Here is a 24,699-nt window from a genome sequence, read left to right on the forward strand (position 1 = left end):
CAAAATAAGGGGATTCTCCCTTTCCACACAAGAGACTGAATATTCAGTCTCCTGTGTGGAGAAAATCAGTCCCCTATCAATTCAAATCCATTTCAGAGAAACCCTACCCCATTTACATTACACAAAATTCTTGACGGTACCATAGAAATGATTACCGTGATAAAAATACATCTTGGGGGGCACAAAATGAAAAAAACATTTATTCTTACAGGTACAATTATAAGTTCTTTATTAGCAGGCCAAACTGCTTTCGCTAGCAATTATACCGTCCAAAAAGGCGATTCGCTTTGGGCGATATCGAAAAAATACAACACTACTGTAGAAACATTAAAACAAATGAATCATTTCACTTCTGATCGTATTTTCCCTGGGCAAATATTAAAAGTTGACGAAAGAGAAGATACATATGTAGCGAAAGCTGGCGACACCTTAAGCAAAATTGCAAAGCAATTTAATACGAGTGTTGATGCGTTATTAAAAAGGAATCCTGAAATTTCTAATCCAAATTTTATTAAGGCTGGTCAAACCATCCGCTTGTCTGAGTCGTCTCCAGCTCCTGTTAGACCTGTTACTACGAAATCAGGTACTAACGGTTATTACATAGTGAAAGAAAGAGATACTCTTTCTGGCATCGCTAAAATGTTTAATACAACAGTTCGTTCATTGCTCGCTTTAAATCCGGAAATTACGAATCCTAATCTTATTCGAGCGGGACAATCTATTAAAGTTACCGGAGAAAAAGCCCCTGTTCCATCTTCAAGTCAAAGAGTTTCTCAACGCACTCTTGTTTCAGCGGCGTCTACCACATCTTCCGAAAGTACCACAAAAGCTGTGAATTCTTCATTGGCTGATCGGGTCATTCAAATTGGCGAAAAATATTTAGGTGCGAAATATTTATATGGTGCTAGTCCATCTCGCACAGATGCATTTGATTGCTCATCCTTTACTATGCGGGTATTCAGTGAGGCTGGAATTTCTTTACCTCGCACTTCGGCAGCACAATCACAAGTTGGCACACCGGTTTCTTTCAATCAGCTTCAAAAAGGAGATTTAGTCTTCTTTGATACAGACTTCGATGGAACGATCAATCACGTTGGAATTTATGCGGGTAACGGCCAAATGTTAAATGCTTCAACTTCTAAAGGCGTTTCTTATACATCGATTAATTCTTCTTATTGGAAAGAACGATATGTGAAAGCAGTACGTGTAATGTAATCAATTAATCTATGAAAAGCAACGATTTAATCAAGTAGACAGTAATAAAAAGCTAGTTAAAATGAAGGCGTATCGTTTTGTATAATGTTTGAGTGAGCTTGTTTGAATTCAGCGCAATAAATGATCTGTTAAAATGCGAATATCGTTAATCAATGGGTGATGTAAACACATCAGCGCAACCTCCTTGTTCTATCAAATAGTTCCGGTAATGTGGAGTAACAAAACATAGGCGATCGAGTGTAAAATCGCATAGGTGGTTTTACACTCGATTTTTTTTATTAAGCGAAGAATGAAGTTGAACAAGAGGAGGTAATAATAAGGATTCCGTTTGTTTTTTTTATTTACAACGTAACATTGTTATGTTACATTATATAGCGAGGGAGGTGCTCATGGTGGAGGAGGAATTAATCTCGAAAAAAGAATTGTTAGAGCAAACAGGAATCTCTTATGGTCAACTTTATCGGTGGAAACGGAAAAAATTGATTCCCGAAGAATGGTTTATTCGAAAATCGACCTTTACGGGGCAAGAAACGTTTTTTCCAAAAGGAAAAATACTAGAGAGAGTCGAAAAAATTAAACAGCTGAAAGATGATCTGTCCCTCGATGAACTAGCAAATATGTTTTCGCCGAATCCTGCTGTGATTACTCTGCATAGAGATGAAATTATAAAACGTAACATTGTTTCGAAAATGGCCCTGCAATTTTATATGGAACAAAAAGGAGAACAGCATACTTTTTCCTTCACCGAACTGTTGCAGCTCTATATTCTTGATCAATTGCTGCAAACAGGGGAAATTAGTTTGGAAGAAGGAAAAAGCGTATTCGATGTATTCGAGAAACATTATGCTGCCTTCCAAGGCCGGAGTTGTGAATTGCTTTTCCTGAGAAAAATGGGAGTAGCAATATGCCTATTAGTAGCAAGCGGAAATGACGTCTATGTTGAAGAAAAGGCGAAAATCATTGCTCGTCTTCATGTGCCGACTTGCGTAGAGCAATTAAAACTGATGGTGTCGGAGGGATAAACAATGGAAAGAAAGGATTTGGTTATATCTGGTACAGGAAGTGCTTCGGGCGGCCTATACAATTTGGTCAAAATTTCTGGAAATGGAAAGGTGCATGGAGATATCGACTGCAACGATATGGCGATTCACGGGACGGCGACAATGGAAGGAAACGTGAAAGCGAAGGCGGCACATATATCCGGAAAATCCCGTATTATCGGAACGTTAAAAACGGAACATGTAAAAATTAATGGAAGCGCCCGAATTGGCGGCGATGTACAATGCAGACAATTTGATTGTCATGGGAGCGCCAGTGTAGACGGGAATTTATCGGCGGACGAAGTGCATATTCATGGAGAAACAGTCATTAAAGGAGACTGTGACGCGGAACAATTTCAAGCGAAAGGGGAGTTTTCCGTTGGCGGCTTATTAAATGCGGGGACCATTCAAATAAAGATTTTCGGACATTGCCAAGCAAAAGAAATCGGAGGGGAACGTATTGAAGTAAAGCAGCAAGGAATGACATTTTTGAAAAAACTGTTATTCCATGTTGGTCTGACCGCCGAAAGTATCGAAGGGGATGAAATTTATTTAGAGCATACGAGCGCGAAAGCAGTTAGAGGCAACCGGGTGGTGATCGGTCCTGGATGCGACATTGAAGTTGTGGAATATCAAGATGAGTTTCAATGTGATCCAGGAGCGAAAGTCGGTACGTATAAAAAAGTGTGAAGGAGAGATAAACGTGGGAAATCATGTGCGCCATTTAACCGTAAACGGATCGGCTCTTACTTCGGGAGGAACGTTTCATAAAGTGACGATCCGTGGGGACGCTACCATTAACGGTGATTTATGGTGTGATCGTTGCAAGGTGTTTGGCAATGCCGATGTGAGCGGCAACATCGAGATGAAGTCGTTCCACATTTTTGGCCAAGCGAACATACGGGGAAATGTTCAAGGGGAAACGATCAAGCTATTTGGGGAAATGAATCTGCGCGGAAATGCCGCGGCATCCGATTTTCATCTCCGCGGTGCCGCCCATGTAGATGGCGATGTAACAGGAGGAACGATTCACGGTTACGGAGAAATGAAAGTGTCCCGCGATTGCGAAGCGGACGTTTTTTCCGTCAAAGGCGCGGTGGAGATTGGCAACACGCTAAACGCGGAGCAGGTCGAATTGTATCTTCATTTTGCCGACAGCCGCATCGCCGAAATTGGCGGGAAAACCATTCGCGTCAAACGAAGTAAAGCATTGAATATTCTTCACTTTTTGAAACGATTTGCTCCTGATTCGGCAAAGCTAGTAGCGGAAACGATCGAAGGGGATGACATTTATTTAGAACATACCCACGCTAAAATCGTCCGCGGGGACCGCATCATCATTGGTCCAGGCTGTAACATTGATCTTGTGGAATATCACACAAGTTTTCAGCAAGACGAAAAAGCGGTCGTGAAAGAAAAAAGAAAACGATAGAGAGGGAGAGAAGAATGAGGAGAAACGAAACAAACATTAAATGGGTGGTACTTGGGCTGCTCATTGGCATTTTTGTCGCGTCGATGGACAATACAATCGTTGCGACGGCGATGGCGACGATTGTCGCGGATTTAGGGGGACTTGATAAGTTTGTTTGGGTGACATCCGCGTATATGGTGACGGAAATGGCAGGGATGCCGATTTTCGGGAAACTTTCCGACATGTACGGAAGGAAACGATTTTTTATCTTCGGATTGGTGGTCTTTCTAGTTGGCTCAATGCTATGCGGAGTCGCGCAAAGTATTGTCCAGCTCAGCATCTTTCGGGCGATTCAAGGGATTGGCGGCGGCGCTTTAGTGCCGATTGCGTTTACGATTATGTTTGACATTTTTCCGCCACAGCAGCGCGGGAAAATGGGCGGTCTTTTCGGAGCGGTATTTGGGTTGTCGAGCATTTTCGGGCCGCTCTTGGGAGCGTATATTACCGACTACTTGACATGGCGTTGGGTATTTTATATTAATATTCCGCTTGGCATTGTCGCTTTCTTGCTTATCACTTTCTTTTACCGGGAGTCGCCGAAGCATACGAAGCAAAAAATCGATTGGCTTGGCGTCATCACACTCGTTCCGGCGATTGTATGTTTGATGTTTGCGCTTGAGTTGGGCGGAAATCAATACGCATGGGACTCTTCGGTTATCATTAGTTTATTTTCTGCTTTTGCGGTGCTATTTTTATTGTTTCTTTATGTGGAGACAAAAACGCAAGAGCCGATTGTCTCGTATCATATGTTCCGCAAGCGTTTATATGCCGCGAGCAACCTTATTGGCTTTTTCTCGGGAGCAACTTTTATCGTTGCCACCGTTTACATTCCGCTTTTTATTCAAGGGGTAACGGGCGGCACGGCGACGAACTCTGGATTGATTTTGCTTCCGATGATGTTGGCGACTACCGTCTCTGCGCAATTAGGCGGGTTTTTAGCGGGAAAAACAAGCTATCGGAACGTCATGATTCTCTTTATGTCAGTATTTGCGATTGGCATGTTTTTGCTTAGCACGATTACGGAGGACACGACCCGCTTTACCGTAACTTGTTATATGATTATCGTGGGATTGGGAGTTGGAGCTTCATTTTCCGTGTTAGGAATGGCGGCCATTCACCATTTCACAGAAGCGGAAAGAGGCGCGGCCAGTTCAACGAACTCGTTTTTACGGTCGCTCGGCATGACGATCGGCATTACGATCTTCGGCATCATTCAACGCAATTTGTTTACCGACCGATTAAAAGAGGCGTTTCAAGGAATGGCAAACAGTGTTCCGGCAATGAGCAATCATGACCCTCGTGCGATTCTTTCTCCGGAAGCGCGCGCCCACATTCCAGCGCCTATACTCGAAAAAATAACGGCAGCGTTAGCTTCTTCCATCGCGCATACGTTTTTATGGAGCTTAATTCCAGCAGCGCTGACGCTTCTGTTCGTCTTTTTCATGACAAACGATCGGCTCGCATCGATGCATGCCGCACAGCGCGGCAAGGTGCAGGTTGGGAAGGAATAAGTTTCTCGCAATGAAAAAAGCGGAAAGCCAAAACCTTCAACCATTATCCGAAGAATTAGCTTTATTGACCAAATGGTTCAAGAGTATATCACGAATGATAGATGGGAGACGAGAAGATGGCAGAAGTAGCTGCGTTGGAAATACAATCAAGCATTAAGCATCGCAACATATTAATTATCGGGCTGATCATCGCCATGTTATTCGGCGCGCTCGATGGCACGATTGTCGGAACAGCGATGCCGCGCATTGTCGGGGAGCTTGGCGGTTTGAGCTTGATGACGTGGCTGACGACCGCTTATATGCTCACTTCGACCACGATCGTGCCGATTGCCGGAAAGCTTGCCGATTTGCTAGGCAGACGGGTCATTTATGTGACAGGACTCATTACTTTTATGGTCGGATCCGCTCTTTGCGGCATGGCGAATAACATGACGCAGCTTATCATTTACCGCGGGCTGCAAGGAATCGGCGGCGGGATTATGATGCCGATGGCGATGATTATTATCGGCGATTTGTTTACCGGAAAAGAACGCGGGAAATGGCAAGGAGTATTTGGCGGGCTTTATGGCCTTGCGTCTGTTTTAGGCCCGCAGATTGGCGGATGGATTGTCGACCATTTAAACTGGCGATGGGTATTTTACATCAATCTTCCTGTTGGAATTTTAGCGACGATTTTTATTGCGATGGGATTAAACAAACATCAGGCGAAAGGTCCGGTGAAGTTTGATGTTGCCGGCATGTTCACGATGGTCGTCGGCGTCGTTAGCTTATTGTTGGCTTTGACGTTTGGCGGCGATAAGTATGCTTGGACATCGTGGCAAATCATCACCTTGTTTGTTGTTGCGGCGGTGTTCTTAACGGCCTTTGTTTTTGTGGAATCGAAGGTCGAGGAGCCGGTCTTGCCGGTTCGCTTCTTTAAAAACCGGACGTTTACGGTGTTAAATGGGATCGGCTTTTTAATGAGCATCGGCATGTTTGGGGCGATTGTGTTCGTTCCGTTGTTTATGCAAGGGGTTGTCGGCGTCAGTGCGACGCAATCGGGAACCGTTATGACCCCGATGATGATTACGATGATTGTCGGCAGCATCATCGGCGGACGAATGGTTTATAAAATCGGCGTCAAGACGCAATTAATTATCGGCATGTTCATCATGGCCGCCGGGTTTGGTTTGCTAAGCACGATGGATGTGGAAACGACGAAATGGACCGCCACGCTTTATATGATTGTGTTAGGGCTTGGAGTCGGTTTAGTCATGCCGATTCTGACGTTGGCGTTGCAAGAAACCTTTCCGAAATCAGAACTCGGTGTTGTCACTTCATCCAGCCAATTTTTCCGCGCCATCGGTGGAACGTTCGGGATGACGATTTTAGGAGCGATCATGAACTATCGATCAAGCCATTTGTTAGAAGACCGTTTAATGCCGATGTTGAGATCGCTCCCTCCACAAGCAAAAGGAATGGTCGACCAATTCAAGCATATGATTCATGATGATCCGCAAGGATTGTATTCGATGTTGCTGAATCCAAAAGCATTGGAGAAGATGCCTCCGCAATGGAGCCATACGCTCGTTCCAATTTTGAAACATTCCTTAGTCGATTCTTTATATTCTGTGTTCGTGTTTGGTCTTGTTTTTGTCGCGTGCGGTGTTGTGTTGGGATTGGCGTTAGGCAAAATTAAGCTGTCTGACCAACATCGAAAAGCAAAGGCGCGCGCTTAAATCCGCGGGGTAAATGTTCTTTGCCCGCAGAGGCGCGAGGGGAAGTTATTTTGTTCCCAAGGAGCCGTGAGCCGAAGCGAGAAAAAGTAAGAGGCAGAAGCGATTTTCCTCGACAATAGAAGAGGCTGGCTTCAAAAGGTTGATTCAGCTACCTTTTGAGACAGCCTCGTTTTTTATTTATATTCGTTTTTTCGCAACGGTTCTTTTGGAAGCGAACGAATGATAGAAGGAAGAAGTGCAGAAAAGACAATGGATCTGTTTTGTATGGAAAGAAAAAGCATTTTTTTTGTAGGAAAACGGTGATATCGTGTAAAATAAATTACTCGTAGTAGATAAAAAGGAGGGTAGATTACAGTGAATAGCAGAATATCCGTAATGGTAAGCATTGTGCTGGCGATGCTCGTGGCATCGATGGATACGACGATCATGAATACGACGATGCCGATTATTGCCAAAGAACTTAGAGGATTTTCTCTTTATGCCTGGTCGTTTGCTTCCTACATGATCACAACGACCGTTCTTTCTCCAATCGCCGGGAGACTTTCCGATATTTTTGGGAGAAAGAAAGTATTTAGCTTCGGTATTATTTTATTTTTAATCGGTTCTCTTCTTTGCGGGATGTCGCAAAATATGGTCCAGCTTGTTGTATTCCGCGCCCTGCAAGGAATTGGCGCTGGCTTTATGATGCCGTTTCCTGCCATCATTGCCGGGGATTTATTTCCGATTGAAAAGCGCGGCAAAATTCAAGCGTTTTTCACGGCAATGTGGGGGATTTCCGCTGTTCTTGCGCCGCTTTTAGGATCCTTTTTTGTCGAATACGCATCATGGCGCTGGATTTTTTATGTGAATATCCCGATTTGCTTGCTTTCCTTACTTACACTATTGCCATATAAAGAAGTGTACGAGCCGAAGCGGGTGGAGATTGACTATATCGGAGCGGCATTATTTGCGACCGCGATCAGCTTTCTTCTATTGATGACGGTAGTCGAAAACAACCAATGGATGTATGGCGTCGTTGGTGCTGTGTTATTAGTTATTTTTTACTTATATGAAAAGAAGCAAGCATCTCCGCTTGTTCCATTGGCACTCGTGCAGCATAAAACGTTAAAATGGATGAACATGAACGGATTTGTCAGCTGTGTCGCTTTATTCGGCACGTCTAGCTACATTCCGCTATTTTTGCAAAATATTGCGCATCAATCGGTGTTTGTGAGCGGTGTTGCACTTTTAGGCATGTCGATTGGCTGGATGATTGCTGCTGTACCGGCGGGAAAATGGATTTTACGCTACGGCTACCGCATTTTATTGATTATTGGAAACGTTCTTCTTGTGCTTTCTGGACTATTGCTTGCACTTTTAAATGAAAGCAGCGGATTTTTGTATGTCTTTTTTGCCATGCTCATTCAGGGGCTATCGTTCGGATTAACATCTACCGTCGGTATCATCGGCTCGCAGCAGCTTGCCGATGCGCATGAAAAAGGAATTGCGACATCCTTTTTCATGTTTTGCCGCAATATCGGCACAGCCATTGGTGTCACGATTATGGGCGCCTTTTTAACGAAAGCGGCCGAATTTATGGCAGGCATTCACCATCTCTTTTTATTTGGATTTATCGGCAGCATTGTGGCTTTACTAACGTCGTTTCTCATTCGGGACGAATCTGAACACGGGAAAAAAAATTTGCTTCGTTCGGGAGAAATGGCCTAAATATTTGGCATTATATGCCGATATAAAGAAGGGAAGGTTATTCCCTTCTCTTTTTTTTGCAGATGGAGTGCTGCACGATGTTTATAAATGGGAGGGTTAGACGATGAAGGTGACAGTCCGAAAAAAATTGTATGCAGTATTTGCCGCTGTATATATGTTGTTAATCGCGCTTGTTGGCATTGCTTATTACGAGATTTCCACTATTAATGCTAATTATACGCGCCTTTTAAATGGCGATGTTTCCAATCTTATCAATGTTAAACAGCTAGAAATTTTGGTTCGGCGCGAGCAAGGGAGCATGCGCGGTTATTTGCTTACCGGCGATCAAACGTCATTGACAAACTTTACGAAAGCGCATGATGAATTTGAGAGGCTAAGCAATGAGCTGGAGAAAACGTTGACAAAAACGAAAACAAAAGAGTTGTTAGCGCGACTGAATGAGCTAGAACAGCAATTTTACGAACTTGGACAGAAAACATTTCAATTAAAAGAAGAAAATAATGTAGAAGCTTATACACAGTTAATTATAACTACGGGAAGAGATATTACTTCACAATTTGATGAAGCGGTAGGGCAGCTAACGAAAATCCAGCAAAAAGATATGAATCAGGCTGACAAGGCTGCAAAGTCAGAAGCATCATCCCTTAAAGTATGGATGATTATAATCGGGGTTATTGCACTTGCTATTGGCAACATCGTTACTATTTATATGAGCCGCGTTCTTTCTCGCCCGCTCCTCACTCTTTCGGAAGCCGCAAAACGAATTGCCAGCGGCGATTTGACCGGGGAGGAAATTGTGATTCGCAACCGCGATGAAATCGGGGAACTGGCGGCATCTTTTAACTCACATTTCGCACCCTCTCGACGAAAATCGGGAGGATTTTTTCGTTCCGATGTCGAATGAATCCTTGACACACAAGGAACGTAAAGGAGTTTTTCACTTATGAACGTTCAAGTCAAAAAGGTCTATCGCAATTCTTATTTGAATATAATAAGTGCCCTATTCAAGAAACTGGGTCTGCCTCAATTGATTGACCATCTCGTGCCCGTCGATCCGCAGTGCCAAACGCGAGTCAGCGATGCCGTTCAGGCCATCCTCTACAATGTGTTTGACGGCCGGCAAGCCCTTGTTCACTTGGAACATTGGGCTCAGGAGGTCGATTGTGAGAAACTCATCCGTCCCGATCTCCATCCTTCCTGGTTGAACGACGATGCGTTGGCCCGTCATCTCGATCGCCTGTATGAGGCTGGCATTCACAACGTCATCAGCACTTGCTTGATTCATATTTATCGAAAAGAAGGCCTTTCCCTCCGAGCCTTCCACGCCGATACGACGGACAAGACCGTTTACGGCGCGTATGAATCGGCCTCGTTAGAGGCCTTACAAATCACACATGGCTACAACCGCCATCATCGTTGGCAAAAACAGATCGGTTTCGGACTGGTCGGCAACGAGGACGGCATCCCGTTTTACGGCGATGTGCACGATGGCAACCTGCCCGATAAAACATGGAATCCCGAGGTGCTGTCTCGTGTCCATGAACAGCTGAAGCAGGCCAAAATCGAAGACGAATGGATTTACGTGGCCGATTCCGCCGCGATGACGAAAGAGACCCTGGCGCAAACCAAAGCGGCCAACGCCTTTTTGATCACCAGAGGCCCTTCGTCGCTCCGGATCGTGAAAACCGCGCTGGCCGAAGCGGATGCTGAGGACACGACGTGGAGCGATCCCTTTACGTTGGCGGAGAGAAACGGCGCCACGTACCGGGTATGGGAAACGGCCTCGACGTATGAAGGCCACCCCGTTCGGCTGATCGTTGTTGAATCGAGCGCGCTCGACCAGCGAAAAGGAAAGACGCTTGAAAAAGAACGAACCAAAGAAGCGGAGCTTCTTCGCGAGGAACAAGCCCGTTGGGAGCGTCACCCCTTCTCCTGCCGGGAAGATGCCGAACAAGCCTTGGCGTCCCTCAAGGCGTCCCTTCGCCCCCGGTTTCATCGGGTTGAGGCCGCGGTCGAAGAGATCGTACGCCTGAAAAAACGGCGCGGACGGCCGAAAAAAGGGGCGGAACCCGAGGTGGAGACGCTGTATTTCTTGCACCTTGACGTCGAATTCGACCAAGACGCGTGGGAACAGGCGAGACGGAAAGCGTCCCGGTTTGTCCTTGTCACGACCGTTCCGAAGGAATGGAAGGGCCAACCCATGGATGCCCAAGAGATCTTGAAGCTGTATAAAGGGCAGATCTCGGTGGAAATGAACTTCGCTTTTTTGAAAGATCCGTTTTTCACGGATGAGATTTACGTCAAAAAACCAGAACGGGTCGCAGTATTAGGCTATTTGTTTCTGTTGGCCTTGGCTATTTACCGCGTTTTTCAGCGCCGAGTGCGTCAGTTTATTACTCCAGAACACCCGTTGAAGGGTCCTGGAGGCCGCAAGCTGACCCGGCCGACGGGACAGGCGATTTTTCAGCTGTTTCAATATGTGAACGTCGTCCTGTTCAAGCTGCCGGATGGGCGCATCCAACGCTCACTGGATCGCTCCCTTACCCCTGATCAGCGAAGGATTCTGCAGGGATTGGGCATGGATGAGAGCATCTACGTGTAACGTGATACGGAACGACCAGCGATGGTAAAAAAAGGATTGCCATCGCTCGTTGTGTTGGTCAAAAAGTTATTCTGAAAAACTAAATAAAAAATCCTTTGTTTTGACCTTGTTAGGGTGCGAAATGTGAGTTTTAACCAAATGACGAAAAATTTACGTGATGTATTAGAGCAAGTAGCGATGAATGCCGAACAAGTTGCGGCGTCTTCCGAACAATTGACGGCGAGTGCGGAACAGACGAGCAAGGCGACGGAACAAATTGCGTTAACGATCCAAAATGTTGCTTCAGGTGTGGAAAAGCAAGTGCAAAGCGTAGAAGAAACTTCAGAGACGATCGATCAAATGTCTGACGGAATTCAGAAAATTTCCGAACGTGCCCAAAACGTGTCGACGATTGCGGTGCAAACGTCGGAAAAAGCATCGGAAGGCGGAAAGACGATTCAAACGGCTGTCACGCAAATGAATACAGTAAATAATACGGTGGAACGACTTGCTGGGATTGTAAAAGGATTAGGAGACCGTTCCAAACAAATTGGCAAAATTACTGAAGTGATTAGCGGAATTGCTGAACAGACGAACCTTTTGGCGTTGAATGCGGCGATTGAAGCGGCGCGAGCGGGTGAGCATGGACGGGGATTTGCGGTTGTCGCTGATGAAGTACGGAAATTAGCCGAACAATCCGCACAATCGGCACAACAAATTGCTTCGTTAATTGCAACGATTCAAAAGGAAACAAATGAGGCTGTTCAATCGATGGAGACGGTACGAAAAGAAGTGGAAACTGGTACCGCAGCCATCCGCACATCGGGAGAAGCTTTTCAACAAATCCAAACAGCTGTCCATGAAGTCGCGGCACAAATTCAAGACGTTTCCGCTTCTGTTCAACAAATGTCAGCCGCTGCGGAACAAGTAGTGCAATCGATGCAGCTAGTGACGCAAATTGCTGAATCCGCCGCTTCGGGGACGCAAGAAGTGTCGGCGGCAACGGAAGAACAGCTTGCTTCCATGGAGGAAATTTCTGCTTCCGCTGCTTCCCTATCGAAAATGGCGGAGGACGTACAATCACTTTTAAAACGATTCCGCGTATAGCGAACGTCCATAGTGGCGTTCGTTTTTTTTGTTTTGCAACGAAAAATACATGCAAAATTTTTGCGTATTTGGATATAATAAATAAATGTACATATTGCTAAAAAGAAAGTAGTGAAACTGCCGATGGGAGAGAAGCTTGTCGTCATCATTGGGCCGACCGCCGTCGGGAAAACGAAATTAAGCATCGCTTTAGCGAAACGGTTAAATGGGGAAATCATCAGCGGGGATTCGATGCAAATTTACAAAGGAATGGACATTGGAACGGCAAAAATTAAACCGGAGGAGATGGAAGGGATACCGCATCATTTGCTTGACATTAAAGAACCGTGGGAATCGTTTTCGGTTGTTGAGTTTCAACAGCTCGCCCGCTCGCTTATTCATGAAATTTCCGCACGCGGACGTTTGCCGATGATTGTCGGCGGCACCGGGCTGTATATTCAATCCGTCATTTATGACTATCAATTTTCTACCGCTCCTTCCGATGAAGCTTATCGCCGCCAGTTGCGGAAAATTGCGGAGGAAGAAGGAGAAGAAATGTTGCATGAACAATTAAAAGCCATTGACCCAGAAAGTGCGGCGCGCATTCATCCGCACAACGTCCGCCGCGTCATCCGCGCTTTAGAAATATATCATTGCACAGGCAAGACCATGACGGAATGGCAGCGTGGGCAAACGAAACGACTCATTTATGATGCCGCCATCGTCGGGCTGACGATGGAGCGGGAACAATTGTACCGCCGCATTAACGAGCGGGTCGAGCAAATGCTTGCCGAAGGGCTGTTAGAAGAAGTAAGAGCGTTATATGACCGCGGTATTCGCGACTGTCAGTCCGTCCAGGCGATTGGTTATAAAGAGTTGTATGACTATTTTGATGGGCGCGTTTCCTTAGAAGAAGCAGTCGAACAGTTGAAGCAAAACTCGCGCCGCTATGCAAAGCGGCAGCTGACATGGTTTCGAAACCAAATGCCCGTCCAATGGTTTGATATGACGGATGCAGAGAAGTTTGCTGAGAAAACTGAGGAAATTTTTCAATACATAGCAGGAAAGCTTCAATTAGAAGCGAATATATAAATTAGCTAGAGAGAAAAAGAGGAGGACGTTTTATGAAAAATTCCATTAACATTCAAGACCAGTTTTTAAATCAGTTGCGCAAAAACGAAATACAAGTCACCGTATATTTGTTAAATGGCTTTCAGCTGCGCGGTTACGTCAAAGGGTTTGACAATTTTACCGTTTTGCTGGAAGTCCAAGGAAAGCAGCAGCTCATTTATAAACATGCGATTTCGACATTTGCCCCGGAAAAAAACGTTCAATTTGAAACAGAATAACGGCAACGTCGAATCATATGTTATATAACAGTAGAAGCAAAAGTGTCCGTCCGAAAAGGCGGGCGCTTTTTTATTCGTAAAAATCGGTCGTGCTGAATAAAATATACAAACTTTTATTCCTGCCAAACTGCGATGATTGCTTGCCTGTTTCTTTTACTTGGGCGATTGTCACGAATCGGCGGTGAAAAACGTATACTGATAAAGAACGAAGCGGTGAAAAAGCAGCCACGAAAATGGTGAAGTGAGGTGACACCCCATTGTCGGAATTGACGATGAACAAAGCAAAAGGGCAGATTAACATTGTGCTCAATTCGAAAAATATTAACCATCTAGTAAAAGAGGACCGGAATGATTTTATTAATTATGAAGAGCATCAGGCGTTGAAAAATGTTCAAAAAGAACTGGATCAGCTGATTGGGCTCGATCATGTAAAAAAAATCATTAAAGAAATTTACGCGTGGCTTTATATTAATAAAGTCCGCAAAGAAAATGGTTTAAAACCAAATAAACAAGCGCTCCATATGATTTTTAAAGGAAACCCGGGCACGGGAAAAACGACGGTGGCGCGGCTGTTAGGAAAATTGTTTTTTGAAATGAACGTGCTTTCCAAAGGGCATTTTATCGAAGCGGAGCGTGCCGATTTAGTCGGTGAATATATTGGACATACTGCCAATAAAACGAGGGACTTAATCAAAAAAGCGCGCGGCGGAATTTTGTTTATCGATGAAGCGTACTCGCTTGCCCGCGGCGGCGAAAAAGATTTTGGCAAAGAGGCGATTGATACGCTTGTCAAAGGAATGGAAGATTATTGCGATGATTTGGTCGTCATTTTGGCGGGCTATCCGAAAGAGATGGATTATTTTTTATCATTAAATCCAGGATTGCCGTCCCGTTTTCCGCTGATGATTGAGTTTCCTGATTATACGGTCGATGAGCTGGTGAAAATGGCCAAACAGATGCTGCGGGAACGGGAATATGAGTTTACGCCGGAAGCGGAGCGAAAATTATACTATCATATTGAGGAAGTTCTGGAAACTAACCAGCGCGGAAAATTCAGCAACGGACGCTACGTCCGCAACTTAATTGAAAAGGCGATTCGCAAACAGGCGGTGCGCCTTTTGCATGAAGGGCGATACGATAAAAAGGAATTGATGGTGATCCGCGATCGCGATCTAGTCATTAGTTCTTAAAAAGGAAGGGGAATCCCTTTCTTTTTTTGTGCGAAAGAAAGGAGATTTCAATCATATGTAGAATAAAGAAACATGAGGCAGTGAAGGTTTAATATTCAGAATAGTTTTAATATGCTTACCCGTTTCTGCATATCATTGCCTGTTCTTTGATATGTATAGTAATGATGCTTTAAAAATGGATAAAGGGGGTATGGCGCTTGTACATGACGATTGGGGAAGTATTTTCCCAGACGGTGCGAAAATTTCCGAAAAAGGAAGCGGTCGTCGATATCGCGAAAGGACGACGCTATACGTATGTGCAATGGGAACAGGAAGTAAACCGCCTTGCCAACGCGCTGCTTGAAGCGGGCGTACAAAAAGGAGACCGGGTATCCACCGTTTTGTACAATACGTTTGAACTTGGGACGGCGTTTTTCGCCTGCGCGAAAATCGGCGCCGTGTTCAACCCGATTAATTTTCGTTTAAAGCCAAAAGAAATCGCTTACATTTTTGAAGACGCGATGCCAAAAGTCGTCTTGTTCGAGAAAGCGGTAGAGCCGCAAATAACGAGCATCCATGATCAATTCCCGCACATTTCCTTTTGGTACATTGACGAAGATACACCAGCATATGCCGCTGATTATCACATGCTTGTCCAAACGGCGAAAGTAACGCCTCCAGCCATCGAAGTACGAGAAAGCGACATGTACGCGATGATGTACACCAGCGGCACGACCGGCCGGCCAAAAGGGGTGATGCACCGTCATCGCGATATGATTGAGCAAAGCATGATTTGCAATGCGGTCATGCGCATTCGCGATACGGATCGCGGGCTTGTCAGCGCTCCGATGTTTCATTGCGCGGAGCTGCACTGCTGCTTTTTGCCGCGCGTGCATGCCGGCGCGACGAATGTCATTCTTCACCATTTTGATCCGAAGCTTGTCTTAAAAACGATCGAACAGGAACGCATTACGTTATTATTTGCTGCGCCAACGATGTGGAACATGCTTTTGCAGGAAAATGTAAGCGATTACGATTTATCTTCGCTCCGTCTCGGATTGTACGGTGCCGCCCCGATGGCTCCGGTTCTTGTGAAAGAATGCCAAGAGCGGCTGGGCATCCAGCTTATTCAAGCGTACGGCATGACGGAAATGGGGCCGGCGGTGACGTTTTTGCTGGAAGATGAACAGTTTACAAAAGCCGGTTCTGCCGGCCGCGCCTGCCTGAATCATGAAATTCGCGTCGTCAGGCCGCGGGAAGACGGCCCGTCCGATCCGGACGAGGTGCTGCCGCCGGGAGAAGTCGGCGAGATTATTATGCGGGGGCCGTGCATGATGGCCGGCTATTACAACCGTGAAGAAGCAACGGCAAAAGCGGTGTATAAAGGATGGTATCATTCCGGCGACTTAGGCTATATCGATGAAGACGGTTACCTGTATGTTGCCGACCGTGTCGATGACATGATTATTAGCGGCGGCGAAAACGTCTACCCCCGCGAAGTGGAAGATGTGCTGTATGAACACCGCGGTGTGCTTGATGTCGCTGTTGTCGGCGAGCCGGATGAAAAGTGGGGCGAAAAAGTGGTGGCATTTGTTGTCAAAAAAGATCCGGATGTTACTGCAGAGGAGCTGGAGCAATTTTGCAAAAACAGCGACCGCCTCGCCCCTTACAAACGGCCGCGCGCCTATTACTTCGTCGACGCCCTGCCGCGCAACGCAAGCGGAAAAATTCAAAAATTTTTGCTTCGCGAACAAATGAAAAACGTGGCGAAAAGCGGAAAAGAGGGATGACCAATGGCGGCTCGCTACTTACGCGAAGAGCATCACATTTTCCGTGATGCCTTCCGCAAGTTTTTAGAAAAAGAGGCATATCCATACTATGAAGAATGGGAGAAACTCGGGATCATCCCCCGCTCCTTTTGGACGAAAATGGGCGAAAACGGATTTCTTTGCCCATGGGTCGATGAACAGTACGGCGGCTTTAACGCTGATTTCGCCTATTCGGTCGTGATCAATGAAGAGTTAGAAAAAGTTGGGTCTAGTATGGTCGGAATCGGTTTGCATAACGATATCGTCGTTCCGTACCTCGCCTCTTATGGAACGGAAGAGCAAAAGCAGAAGTGGCTGCCGAAATGCGTGTCCGGTGAAATCATTACGGCGATCGCGATGACTGAGCCGGGAGCGGGGTCAGATTTGGCCGGCATTTCGACGACGGCGGTCAAAGACGGCGATTACTATATCGTCAACGGACAAAAAACGTTTATTACAAACGGCATCCACGCCGATTTAATCGTCGTCGCCTGCAAAACCGATCCGAATGCCAAACCGCCGCATCGGGGCATCAGCCTGCTTGTCATCGAGCGCGATACACCGGGATTCACGCGCGGGCGTAAGCTCGAGAAAGTCGGGTTGCACGCGCAAGATACGGCCGAATTGTTTTTTAACGATGCGAAAGTGCCGAAAGAAAACTTGCTTGGTGAAGAAGGAAAAGGCTTTTACTACTTGATGGAAAAGCTCCAGCAAGAGCGGCTGGTGGTGGCGATCGCCGCGCAGACGGCGGCGGAAGTGATGTTTGAACTGACGAAGCAATATGTCAAGCAGCGTTCGGCGTTCGGAAAACGCATTAGCGAGTTTCAAACCATCCAATTCCGCCTCGCCGAAATGGCGACGGAAATCGCTCTTGGCAGGACGTTTGTCGATCGTGTGATTGAGGAGCATATGCAAGGAAAAAACGTCGTCACACACGTGTCGATGGCGAAATGGTGGATTACGGAAATGGCGAAGCGGGTCGCTGCCGAGAGCATGCAGCTTCATGGCGGCTATGGCTATATGGAAGAATACGAGATTGCCAGACGCTACCGCGACATTCCAGTCAGCGCGATTTACGCCGGGACGAATGAAATGATGAAAACGATCATTGCAAGAAACTTAGATTTATAGAAAGAAGGTGACCTCATGTTAAACGGAATCACAGTCATCGATTTTTCCCACTACCTGCCCGGTCCGTTTGCCAGCCTTCGCCTCGCTGATTTAGGCGCTGAAGTCATTAAAATCGAACCGCCAAGCGGTGATCGGATGCGTTCGCTTGCCGATGAATGCGTATTTCATGCCAATAACGCAGGCAAAAAAAGCATCGCCTTGGATTTAAAAAGCGAACAGGACGTGCAAATAGCGAAAAAGCTGATACGCAATGCGGATGTCCTCATCGAAAGCTTCCGCCCGGGGGTGATGGAGCGGCTCGGGTTTGGCTATGAAGATGTGCGAAAGTGGAACGACACGATCATTTACTGCTCGATCAGCGGCTTCGGCCAGCATAGCCGGTATTCGTCTTTTGGCAGCCACGATCTAAATTATATGGCGCTTACCGGTGTGTTGGCGCAGTTAAAAGACAGACAGGGCCGTCCTGTCCATCCGACGATCACGCTCGCCGATTTAATCGGGAGCATCCATGCTGCCGAACAAATTCTCGCTGCTTTGTTTTACCGCGAGCGGACCGGGAAAGGAACCTACATCGACCTGTCCTTAGTCGACGGCTTGCTGTCGATGATGGCAAATCATTTTGCCATCGAGCATCACACAGGGAGAAAAGACGGCATCACCGAGCTTGCGGGAACGATCGTATCTTACCAGCTGTATGAGACGAAGGACGGCCGCTACGTCAGCCTCGCCGCCTTGGAAAAGCACTTTTGGGAAAACTTTTGCCGCGCCGTCGGCAAGCCGGAATGGATTGCCCATCATTATTCGCCGGCGGACGAAGACAACCGTGTTTATCAAGAAATCGTAAACCTGTTCCGATCGAAAACGTTGCAAGAATGGCTGGAGTTTAGCCAAACGGTTGATTGCTGCCTTGCGCCCGTGCTCGAAACGGATGAGGCGAAAACACTGTTTGCGGATGACAGTTACCGGAAGATGGTCCACATCACAGATGGGCGCATCGAAGTGGCTACCCGCTACGAGCCAAACACATTTCATAAACGGAAAAGAGCGCCATTATTGAATGAACATGCCAATCTATTACGAAATGAGGAGTGATGTGGAAATGATGAGGACGCAATTAAACATTTCAACAATGCTAGAAAGAGCAGAAATGTTTTTCCCGGCGAAACAAGTCGTTTCCCGCATGAAGCATGGCACCGTTCGCCATACATATAAAGAAATTGGCGAGCGAACAAGACGGCTTGCGAGCGTCCTGGCCAATTTCGGCGTTTCCGTCGGTGACCGCGTCGGAACGTTTGCCTGGAACCACCACCGCCATTTGGAAGCGTATTTTGCCATCCCGGGCATCGGCGCGGTGCTGCATACGATTAACATCCGTCTCTCGCCGCAGCATATCGCCTATATTATTAACCACGCCGACGACCGCGTGCTGCTCATTGATGACGATTTGCTTCCGGCCATTGAAGCGGTGAAAGACGAGATTCCAAACGTGCGCGCGTTCATTATTATGACCGATGAAGAAGAGCTTCCGGAAACGACGCTTTCCCCTGTCTATCATTATGAAAAACTATTGGAGCAAGGAGACCCAGCATTCCCGTTTAAAAAAGATTTGGATGAATATCAGCCGGCGGGAATGTGCTATACGTCGGCAACAACGGGAAATCCAAAAGGGGTCATGTATACGCACCGCAGCACCGTCTTGCATAGCATGGCGCTCGGGCTTGCTGATACGCAAGGGCTTTGCGAGCGTGATGTCGCGATGCCGGTAGTGCCGATGTTCCACGTCAATGCGTGGGGAATTCCGTTTGCCGCGACATGGTTCGGTGCGACGCTCGTCATGCCGGGACCGGCGTTTACTCCGAAAGTGCTGGCGCAATTAATTGAATCGGAAAAAGTGACGATCACCGCCGGAGTGCCGACGATTTGGCTCGGTCTCCTGCAAGAGTTGGAGAAAGGCAATTACGATGTAAGCAGCTTGACGCGCGTCATTTGCGGCGGTGCGGCGGCGCCAAAAGGAATCATCCGCGCGTTCGAAGAGAAATATCATATTCCGTTTATTCACGCCTACGGCATGACCGAGACAAGTCCGCTCGTGCTCGTATCGCGCCTGAAAAGCTATCAGCAAGATCTGCCGTATGAAGAAAAGCTGGAATTCCGCGCGAAGCAGGGGATTCTCGCTCCAGGCCTGGAAATGAAAATCGTCGGCAAAGACGGCGAGGTAAACTGGGACGGAAAAGAAATGGGCGAACTCTGTTTGCGCGGTCCGTGGATTGCCGCTGAGTATTACAATGACGAGCGGACAAAAGAAGCGTTCCGTGATGGCTGGCTGCACACGGGCGATGTCGTCACCGTCGATGAAGAAGGGTTTGTCAAAATCGTCGACCGGACAAAAGATGTGATTAAAAGCGGCGGGGAATGGATTTCTTCCGTTGATTTAGAAAACGCGCTCATGGCCCATGAAGCGGTGTTTGAAGCAGCGGTTGTCGCCGTTCCGCATCCGAAATGGCAGGAGCGCCCGATCGCCTGCGTCGTGTTGAAGGAAGGAAAAACGGTCACGAAAGAAGAACTGTATGACTTTTTGCGGCCGCAGTTTACGAAATGGTGGCTGCCGGACGATATTGTCTTTATGAAAGAAATACCGAAAACGAGCGTAGGCAAGTTTTTGAAGCGGAAATTGCGCGACCAGCTGCAAGAATATTTCACAAATACGAATGCGCAATAAATATAAATGGATAACGAAACAGGAAACGGGGGATTTTGTGATGGCGGAAACGATTGCTGTGATCGGCGCAGGATTGATGGGAAGCGGCATCGCCCAGTCGATCGCGATGGCGGGCAAAGATGTCCGTTTATATGATATTTCCGAAGCGGCCCTTGACAAAGGGATTGCTTCGATTCAAAAAAGCTTGGCCCGCTTTGTGAAGGCGGGAAAATTATCCGAACAAGATGCGCAGCAAACGCTGCAGCGAATTCGTACCGCAACCGATTTGCAAGAAGCGGTGCAAGACGCGGATGTCGTCATTGAAGCGGTGCCGGAAGATTTAACGCTAAAGAAAGATGTCTTTCAGCGGTTAGACCGTTATGCGAAACAGGAAGCGATTTTGGCGACGAACACGTCCGAGCTAAGCGTTACGGCGCTTGCTGCGGCGACGGCAAGGCCGGATAAAGTAATCGGGATGCATTGGTTTAATCCGGCTCCGGTGATGAAGCTCATTGAAATCGTGAAAGGCGAAACAACGTCAGATGATACGGTGGCGGCGATTCAACACCTGTCCAAAGAAATTGGCAAAGAAACGGTCGTCGTCAAAGACCGGCAAGGATTTGTCACGACAAGGGCGATTGCCGCGCATATGATTGAATGCATCCGCATGTATGAGGAAGGAATCGCTTCGGCGGAAGATATCGACAAGGCCGTCCGCCTCGGCTTGAACTATCCGATGGGGCCGTTAGAGCTCGCTGATATGGTCGGATTGGATACGATGCTGTTTGTCAGCGAAAATTTAACGGAAGCGTACGGGGACCGCTTCCGGGCGCCGCAGCTGCTGCGCAAGCTGGTCGAAGCGGGATATTTAGGAAGAAAAACAGGAAAAGGATTTTATACGTATAACGAATAGACGCGAGGTGGAAAAACGATGAGAGAAGTGGTCATTGTCGAAGCGGTGCGCACGCCGGTCGGCAAACGCAACGGGGTGTTCCGCAACGTCCATCCCGTCCATTTAGCGGCGACGGTGCTCGATGAAGTAGTGAAAAGGGCGGGAATCGAAAAACGGTTGGTCGAAGACATCGTCATGGGATGTGTGACGCCAATTGCCGAGCAAGGCTATAACATCGGCCGGCTCGCCGCGCTCGAGGCAGGGTTTCCCGTCGAGGTGCCGGCGGTGCAAATCAATCGGATGTGCGGCTCAGGACAGCAAGCGATTCATTTCGCTGCTCAGGAAATCCGTTCGGGCGACATGGATATTACAATTGCCGCCGAAGTGGAAAGCATGACGAAGGTGCCGATTTTAAGCGATGGCAACGAACATACGATTCCGCCGTCGCTCCATGAAAAATACGAATTTGTCCATCAAGGCGTTTCCGCCGAGCTAATCGCGGAAAAGTATGGCTTGACGCGCGAGCAGCTCGACGCCTATGCGTACGAAAGCCATCAGCGCGCCCTTCGTGCCCAGCGGGAAGGAATATTTGACAAAGAAATCGTGCCGGTAAAAGGACTCGATAAAGAAGGAAACGAAATCATCGTCACGAAAGATGAAGGCCCGCGCCCGGATACATCGCCGGAAGCGCTCGCTTCTTTGAAGCCCGTTTTCCGGGAAAACGGAAAAATTACCGCCGGCAATGCGAGCCAAATGAGCGACGGAGCGGCGGCGGTGTTATTGATGGAAAGGGAAACGGCACAAAAGCTTGGTGTAACGCCAAAAGCGCGAATCGTCGCGCAAACGGTCGTCGGCTCCGATCCGACGTATATGCTCGATGGGGTGATTCCGGCAACGAAAAAAGTGCTCGAAAAAGCAGGACTAACGATAGAGGATATCGATTTAATCGAAATTAACGAAGCGTTTGCTCCTGTTGTATTAGCGTGGCAAAAGGAAATCGGCGCGCCGTTCTCTAAAGTAAACGTCAACGGCGGCGCCATTGCGCTTGGCCATCCGTTGGGTGCGACGGGCGCAAAATTAATGACATCGCTCGTTTACGAACTCGAACGGCGAAAAGGCAAATACGGATTGCTGACGATTTGCATCGGCCACGGGATGGCCACGGCGACGATTATCGAACGGCTGTAACGAAAAAACCGGCGTGCATCATGCGCCGGTTTTTTAACATATTTATCGAGAAGTCTCCCACCTCTAAACAGAGTGTAGGTGGGAGAGGCTCATGATTGATCGACTGCCTGATTCCTTAGCGAACGGTGCGGCAGTTTCCAATGGTACGTATACGATAAGATTCTTAATAGTGTAACGATAAAAAACAATATATAAAGTTCGACAGGGGTGGACGCCAATTTTGTGCCAACCGCGATGCCGGCAACAATCGCCCATACCGCATAAATTTCCGCGTGCAGCACGAGCGGCTTTCGGCCGGCAAGAATGTCACGGACGATGCCGCCGCCGCTTCCGGTCAGCACGGCGGCAACAATAACCGCACTTAACGGGTGGTTCATTTTAACAGCGTAAAGCGCGCCTTGAATGGCAAACGCGGAAAGGCCGAGCGCATCAAAAAAGTTCCCCCACCGTTTCCAATGGGGCAATGTTTTTTGCGGAAATAAATAAACGACCGTCATGGCGATTAATGCGATTATAAATAAAGTTCCTTGCTCCCATAGGGCGGAGACGGGAACGCCAATGAGCAAATTGCGGATCGCGCCGCCGCCAAACGCGGTGACAATGCCTAAAATATAAACGCCAAGTATATCATATTCTTCTTCCATTGCGACAATCGCGCCGCTGATCGCAAACGCAATCGTGCCGATGATGCTTAACACTTCCCATGTCATTGATGCATCCCTTTCCTTCCTGTTATACGGTAACATTGTATGGCGAAGGAGGCGGAAAATCAATAGCTGGAACAAGAATGTTTGCTGCAAACAAAGGCCGTGGCGATTTTGCCGCAGATTTGCTATGATGGAGACAGACTCAGTGATGCTGTTGGAAAGAAGGTGCCTAATTGAGCGAACGGGAGAAGGCGATCTTAGTCGGATGCCAGCTTCCTCATATTGATGATGAGCGGTTTTTTTATTCGATGGAAGAATTGGCATCGCTCGTGCATACGGCAAACGGAGAAGTTGTTGCGACGGTGACGCAGAAGCGGGAAGCGATCCATCCGGCCACCTATATCGGAAAAGGCAAAGTAGAAGAACTTGTACATCTTGTCGAGCAAATGGAAGCCGATCTCGTTATTTTTAACGATGAACTGTCGCCAAGCCAAAACCGCAACTTGGCGAGACTGCTGGCGGTGCGCATTATTGACCGGACCCAGCTTATTTTAGATATATTCGCCCAGCGCGCCCGGTCGAAAGAAGGCAAACTGCAAGTAGAACTGGCGCAATTGCAATATTTATTGCCGCGTTTAGGCGGGCAAGGAACAGCGTTGTCCCGCCTTGGCGGCGGAATCGGCACGAGGGGACCGGGGGAGACGAAGTTAGAAACGGATCGCCGCCATATTTATCGGCGCATCGATGAGATTAAAACACAATTGAAACTGGTGGCCGAACATCGTGAGCGCTATCGGGAGCGCCGCAAAAAAAATCGCGCTTTCCAAATTTCCCTTGTCGGTTACACGAACGCGGGAAAATCAACGTTATTTAATCGCTTGACCGCGGCCGATTCATTCGAAGAAAATTTATTGTTTGCCACTCTTGATCCGCTGACGCGCAGGCTTATTCTTCCGAGCGGCTATACGGTGCTCTTAACCGATACGGTCGGTTTTATTCAAGATTTGCCGACGACGTTAGTCGCGGCGTTTCGCTCGACGCTCGAAGAAGTAAAAGAAGCGGATTTAATATTGCATATCGTTGATTCCTCCAACCCGGATTATTATCATCATGAACAGACGGTTTACGACCTGCTTGATGAGCTTGGTGTGTCGTCTATTCCTATCGTTACGATTTATAATAAGCGGGATATTCGTCACCCTCATTTTGTGCCAAGCACGAAAACGGAAGCGATGATGGTGAGCGCGTTTTGCGCCGACGATATTCAGCGACTGCGGCAGTTTATCGAAGAGATGGTCAAGAAACAAATGATCGAATATTACGTATCGATCCCTGATAATGAGGGAAAATTGCTGGCTCAGTTAAAATCAGAAACGATTTTGCACGAATTGCATTATAATGAAGAAAGCGGCATGTATGAATGCAAAGGGTATGTCATGCCAAAACATCCGCTTTACGGACAGTTGCGTCAATTTCAAAAATAGAAAG

Annotated in this window: 20 protein-coding genes and 1 pseudogene; 20 read left to right on the top strand and 1 reads right to left on the bottom strand. The window is 47.3% G+C overall.

The annotated features are described in order from the left end of the window. Nucleotides 1-186: 186 nt before the first annotated feature. The 19 genes and pseudogenes from BDD39_RS04525 to BDD39_RS04615 all read left to right on the top strand — a co-directional run bounded on the left by BDD39_RS04525 (nucleotide 187) and on the right by BDD39_RS04615 (nucleotide 22,564). On the top strand, nucleotides 187-1,215 hold the full coding sequence (locus BDD39_RS04525; RefSeq protein WP_166908531.1) for a C40 family peptidase: 1,029 nt from the start codon (nucleotides 187-189) through the stop codon (nucleotides 1,213-1,215). Nucleotides 1,216-1,607: 392 nt separating this feature from the next. Next, nucleotides 1,608-2,237 (top strand): DUF4004 family protein, encoded by a 630-nt coding sequence (locus tag BDD39_RS04530; protein ID WP_166908533.1) that lies wholly within the window; start codon nucleotides 1,608-1,610, stop codon nucleotides 2,235-2,237. A gap of 3 nt (nucleotides 2,238-2,240) precedes the next feature. After that, nucleotides 2,241-2,945, top strand: a complete 705-nt coding sequence (locus BDD39_RS04535) for a polymer-forming cytoskeletal protein (RefSeq protein WP_166908535.1) — start codon at nucleotides 2,241-2,243, stop codon at nucleotides 2,943-2,945. Between the two features lie 13 nt (nucleotides 2,946-2,958). Further along, nucleotides 2,959-3,687, top strand: coding sequence for a polymer-forming cytoskeletal protein (locus BDD39_RS04540; protein ID WP_166908537.1), 729 nt, complete (start codon nucleotides 2,959-2,961; stop codon nucleotides 3,685-3,687). Nucleotides 3,688-3,701: 14 nt separating this feature from the next. Next, the gene (locus tag BDD39_RS04545; RefSeq protein ID WP_166908539.1) at nucleotides 3,702-5,237 is read left to right on the top strand and encodes an MDR family MFS transporter; all 1,536 of its coding nucleotides are present in this window, start codon (nucleotides 3,702-3,704) and stop codon (nucleotides 5,235-5,237) included. Nucleotides 5,238-5,353: 116 nt separating this feature from the next. Continuing rightward, nucleotides 5,354-6,955, top strand: a complete 1,602-nt coding sequence (locus BDD39_RS04550) for an MDR family MFS transporter (RefSeq protein WP_166908541.1) — start codon at nucleotides 5,354-5,356, stop codon at nucleotides 6,953-6,955. 354 nt (nucleotides 6,956-7,309) lie between these two features. Beyond that, nucleotides 7,310-8,662 carry an MFS transporter gene (locus tag BDD39_RS04555; protein WP_166908544.1) on the top strand — a complete coding sequence of 451 codons (1,353 nt, stop codon included), beginning with the start codon at nucleotides 7,310-7,312 and terminating at the stop codon, nucleotides 8,660-8,662. A 103-nt stretch (nucleotides 8,663-8,765) separates the two neighbouring features. Beyond that, nucleotides 8,766-9,566 carry a HAMP domain-containing protein gene (locus BDD39_RS04560; protein WP_243845984.1) on the top strand — a complete coding sequence of 267 codons (801 nt, stop codon included), beginning with the start codon at nucleotides 8,766-8,768 and terminating at the stop codon, nucleotides 9,564-9,566. A 39-nt stretch (nucleotides 9,567-9,605) separates the two neighbouring features. Next, nucleotides 9,606-11,264 (top strand): IS1634 family transposase, encoded by a 1,659-nt coding sequence (locus BDD39_RS04565; protein ID WP_015863777.1) that lies wholly within the window; start codon nucleotides 9,606-9,608, stop codon nucleotides 11,262-11,264. A gap of 126 nt (nucleotides 11,265-11,390) precedes the next feature. Next, nucleotides 11,391-12,350 (top strand): annotated as a pseudogene (locus BDD39_RS04570) (methyl-accepting chemotaxis protein); the annotation flags it as partial. A gap of 123 nt (nucleotides 12,351-12,473) precedes the next feature. Next, nucleotides 12,474-13,421 (top strand): tRNA (adenosine(37)-N6)-dimethylallyltransferase MiaA, encoded by a 948-nt coding sequence (miaA, locus tag BDD39_RS04575; protein ID WP_166908546.1) that lies wholly within the window; start codon nucleotides 12,474-12,476, stop codon nucleotides 13,419-13,421. 32 nt (nucleotides 13,422-13,453) lie between these two features. Beyond that, on the top strand, nucleotides 13,454-13,678 hold the full coding sequence (gene hfq, locus BDD39_RS04580) for an RNA chaperone Hfq (protein ID WP_166908548.1): 225 nt from the start codon (nucleotides 13,454-13,456) through the stop codon (nucleotides 13,676-13,678). A gap of 257 nt (nucleotides 13,679-13,935) precedes the next feature. Beyond that, nucleotides 13,936-14,868: a stage V sporulation protein K gene (gene spoVK / locus BDD39_RS04585; RefSeq protein ID WP_166908550.1), complete on the top strand. Its 933-nt coding sequence runs from the start codon at nucleotides 13,936-13,938 to the stop codon at nucleotides 14,866-14,868. 197 nt (nucleotides 14,869-15,065) lie between these two features. Further along, on the top strand, nucleotides 15,066-16,637 hold the full coding sequence (locus BDD39_RS04590; RefSeq protein ID WP_166908552.1) for a fatty acid--CoA ligase: 1,572 nt from the start codon (nucleotides 15,066-15,068) through the stop codon (nucleotides 16,635-16,637). 3 nt (nucleotides 16,638-16,640) lie between these two features. Further along, nucleotides 16,641-17,786, top strand: coding sequence for an acyl-CoA dehydrogenase family protein (locus BDD39_RS04595; RefSeq protein WP_166908554.1), 1,146 nt, complete (start codon nucleotides 16,641-16,643; stop codon nucleotides 17,784-17,786). A gap of 15 nt (nucleotides 17,787-17,801) precedes the next feature. Then, nucleotides 17,802-18,878 (top strand): CaiB/BaiF CoA transferase family protein, encoded by a 1,077-nt coding sequence (locus tag BDD39_RS04600; protein ID WP_166908557.1) that lies wholly within the window; start codon nucleotides 17,802-17,804, stop codon nucleotides 18,876-18,878. Nucleotides 18,879-18,885: 7 nt separating this feature from the next. Continuing rightward, nucleotides 18,886-20,505 carry a long-chain fatty acid--CoA ligase gene (locus BDD39_RS04605; RefSeq protein WP_166908559.1) on the top strand — a complete coding sequence of 540 codons (1,620 nt, stop codon included), beginning with the start codon at nucleotides 18,886-18,888 and terminating at the stop codon, nucleotides 20,503-20,505. Nucleotides 20,506-20,545: 40 nt separating this feature from the next. After that, nucleotides 20,546-21,397, top strand: a complete 852-nt coding sequence (locus tag BDD39_RS04610; RefSeq protein WP_166908561.1) for a 3-hydroxyacyl-CoA dehydrogenase family protein — start codon at nucleotides 20,546-20,548, stop codon at nucleotides 21,395-21,397. A gap of 18 nt (nucleotides 21,398-21,415) precedes the next feature. After that, complete coding sequence (locus BDD39_RS04615) at nucleotides 21,416-22,564, top strand: thiolase family protein (RefSeq protein WP_166908563.1); 1,149 nt, start codon at nucleotides 21,416-21,418, stop codon at nucleotides 22,562-22,564. Between the two features lie 89 nt (nucleotides 22,565-22,653). Here the strand turns inward: BDD39_RS04615 and BDD39_RS04620 are convergent, their stop codons facing one another. Further along, nucleotides 22,654-23,274, bottom strand: coding sequence for a trimeric intracellular cation channel family protein (locus BDD39_RS04620; RefSeq protein WP_166908565.1), 621 nt, complete (start codon nucleotides 23,272-23,274; stop codon nucleotides 22,654-22,656). A gap of 170 nt (nucleotides 23,275-23,444) precedes the next feature. On the opposite strand from BDD39_RS04620, the gene hflX reads away from it, so the two are divergent. Beyond that, on the top strand, nucleotides 23,445-24,695 hold the full coding sequence (hflX, locus tag BDD39_RS04625; RefSeq protein WP_166908567.1) for a GTPase HflX: 1,251 nt from the start codon (nucleotides 23,445-23,447) through the stop codon (nucleotides 24,693-24,695). The last annotated feature ends 4 nt before the right edge of the window (nucleotides 24,696-24,699 follow it).

The organism is Saccharococcus thermophilus (genome assembly GCF_011761475.1).
Lineage (GTDB): Bacteria > Bacillota > Bacilli > Bacillales > Anoxybacillaceae > Saccharococcus > Saccharococcus thermophilus.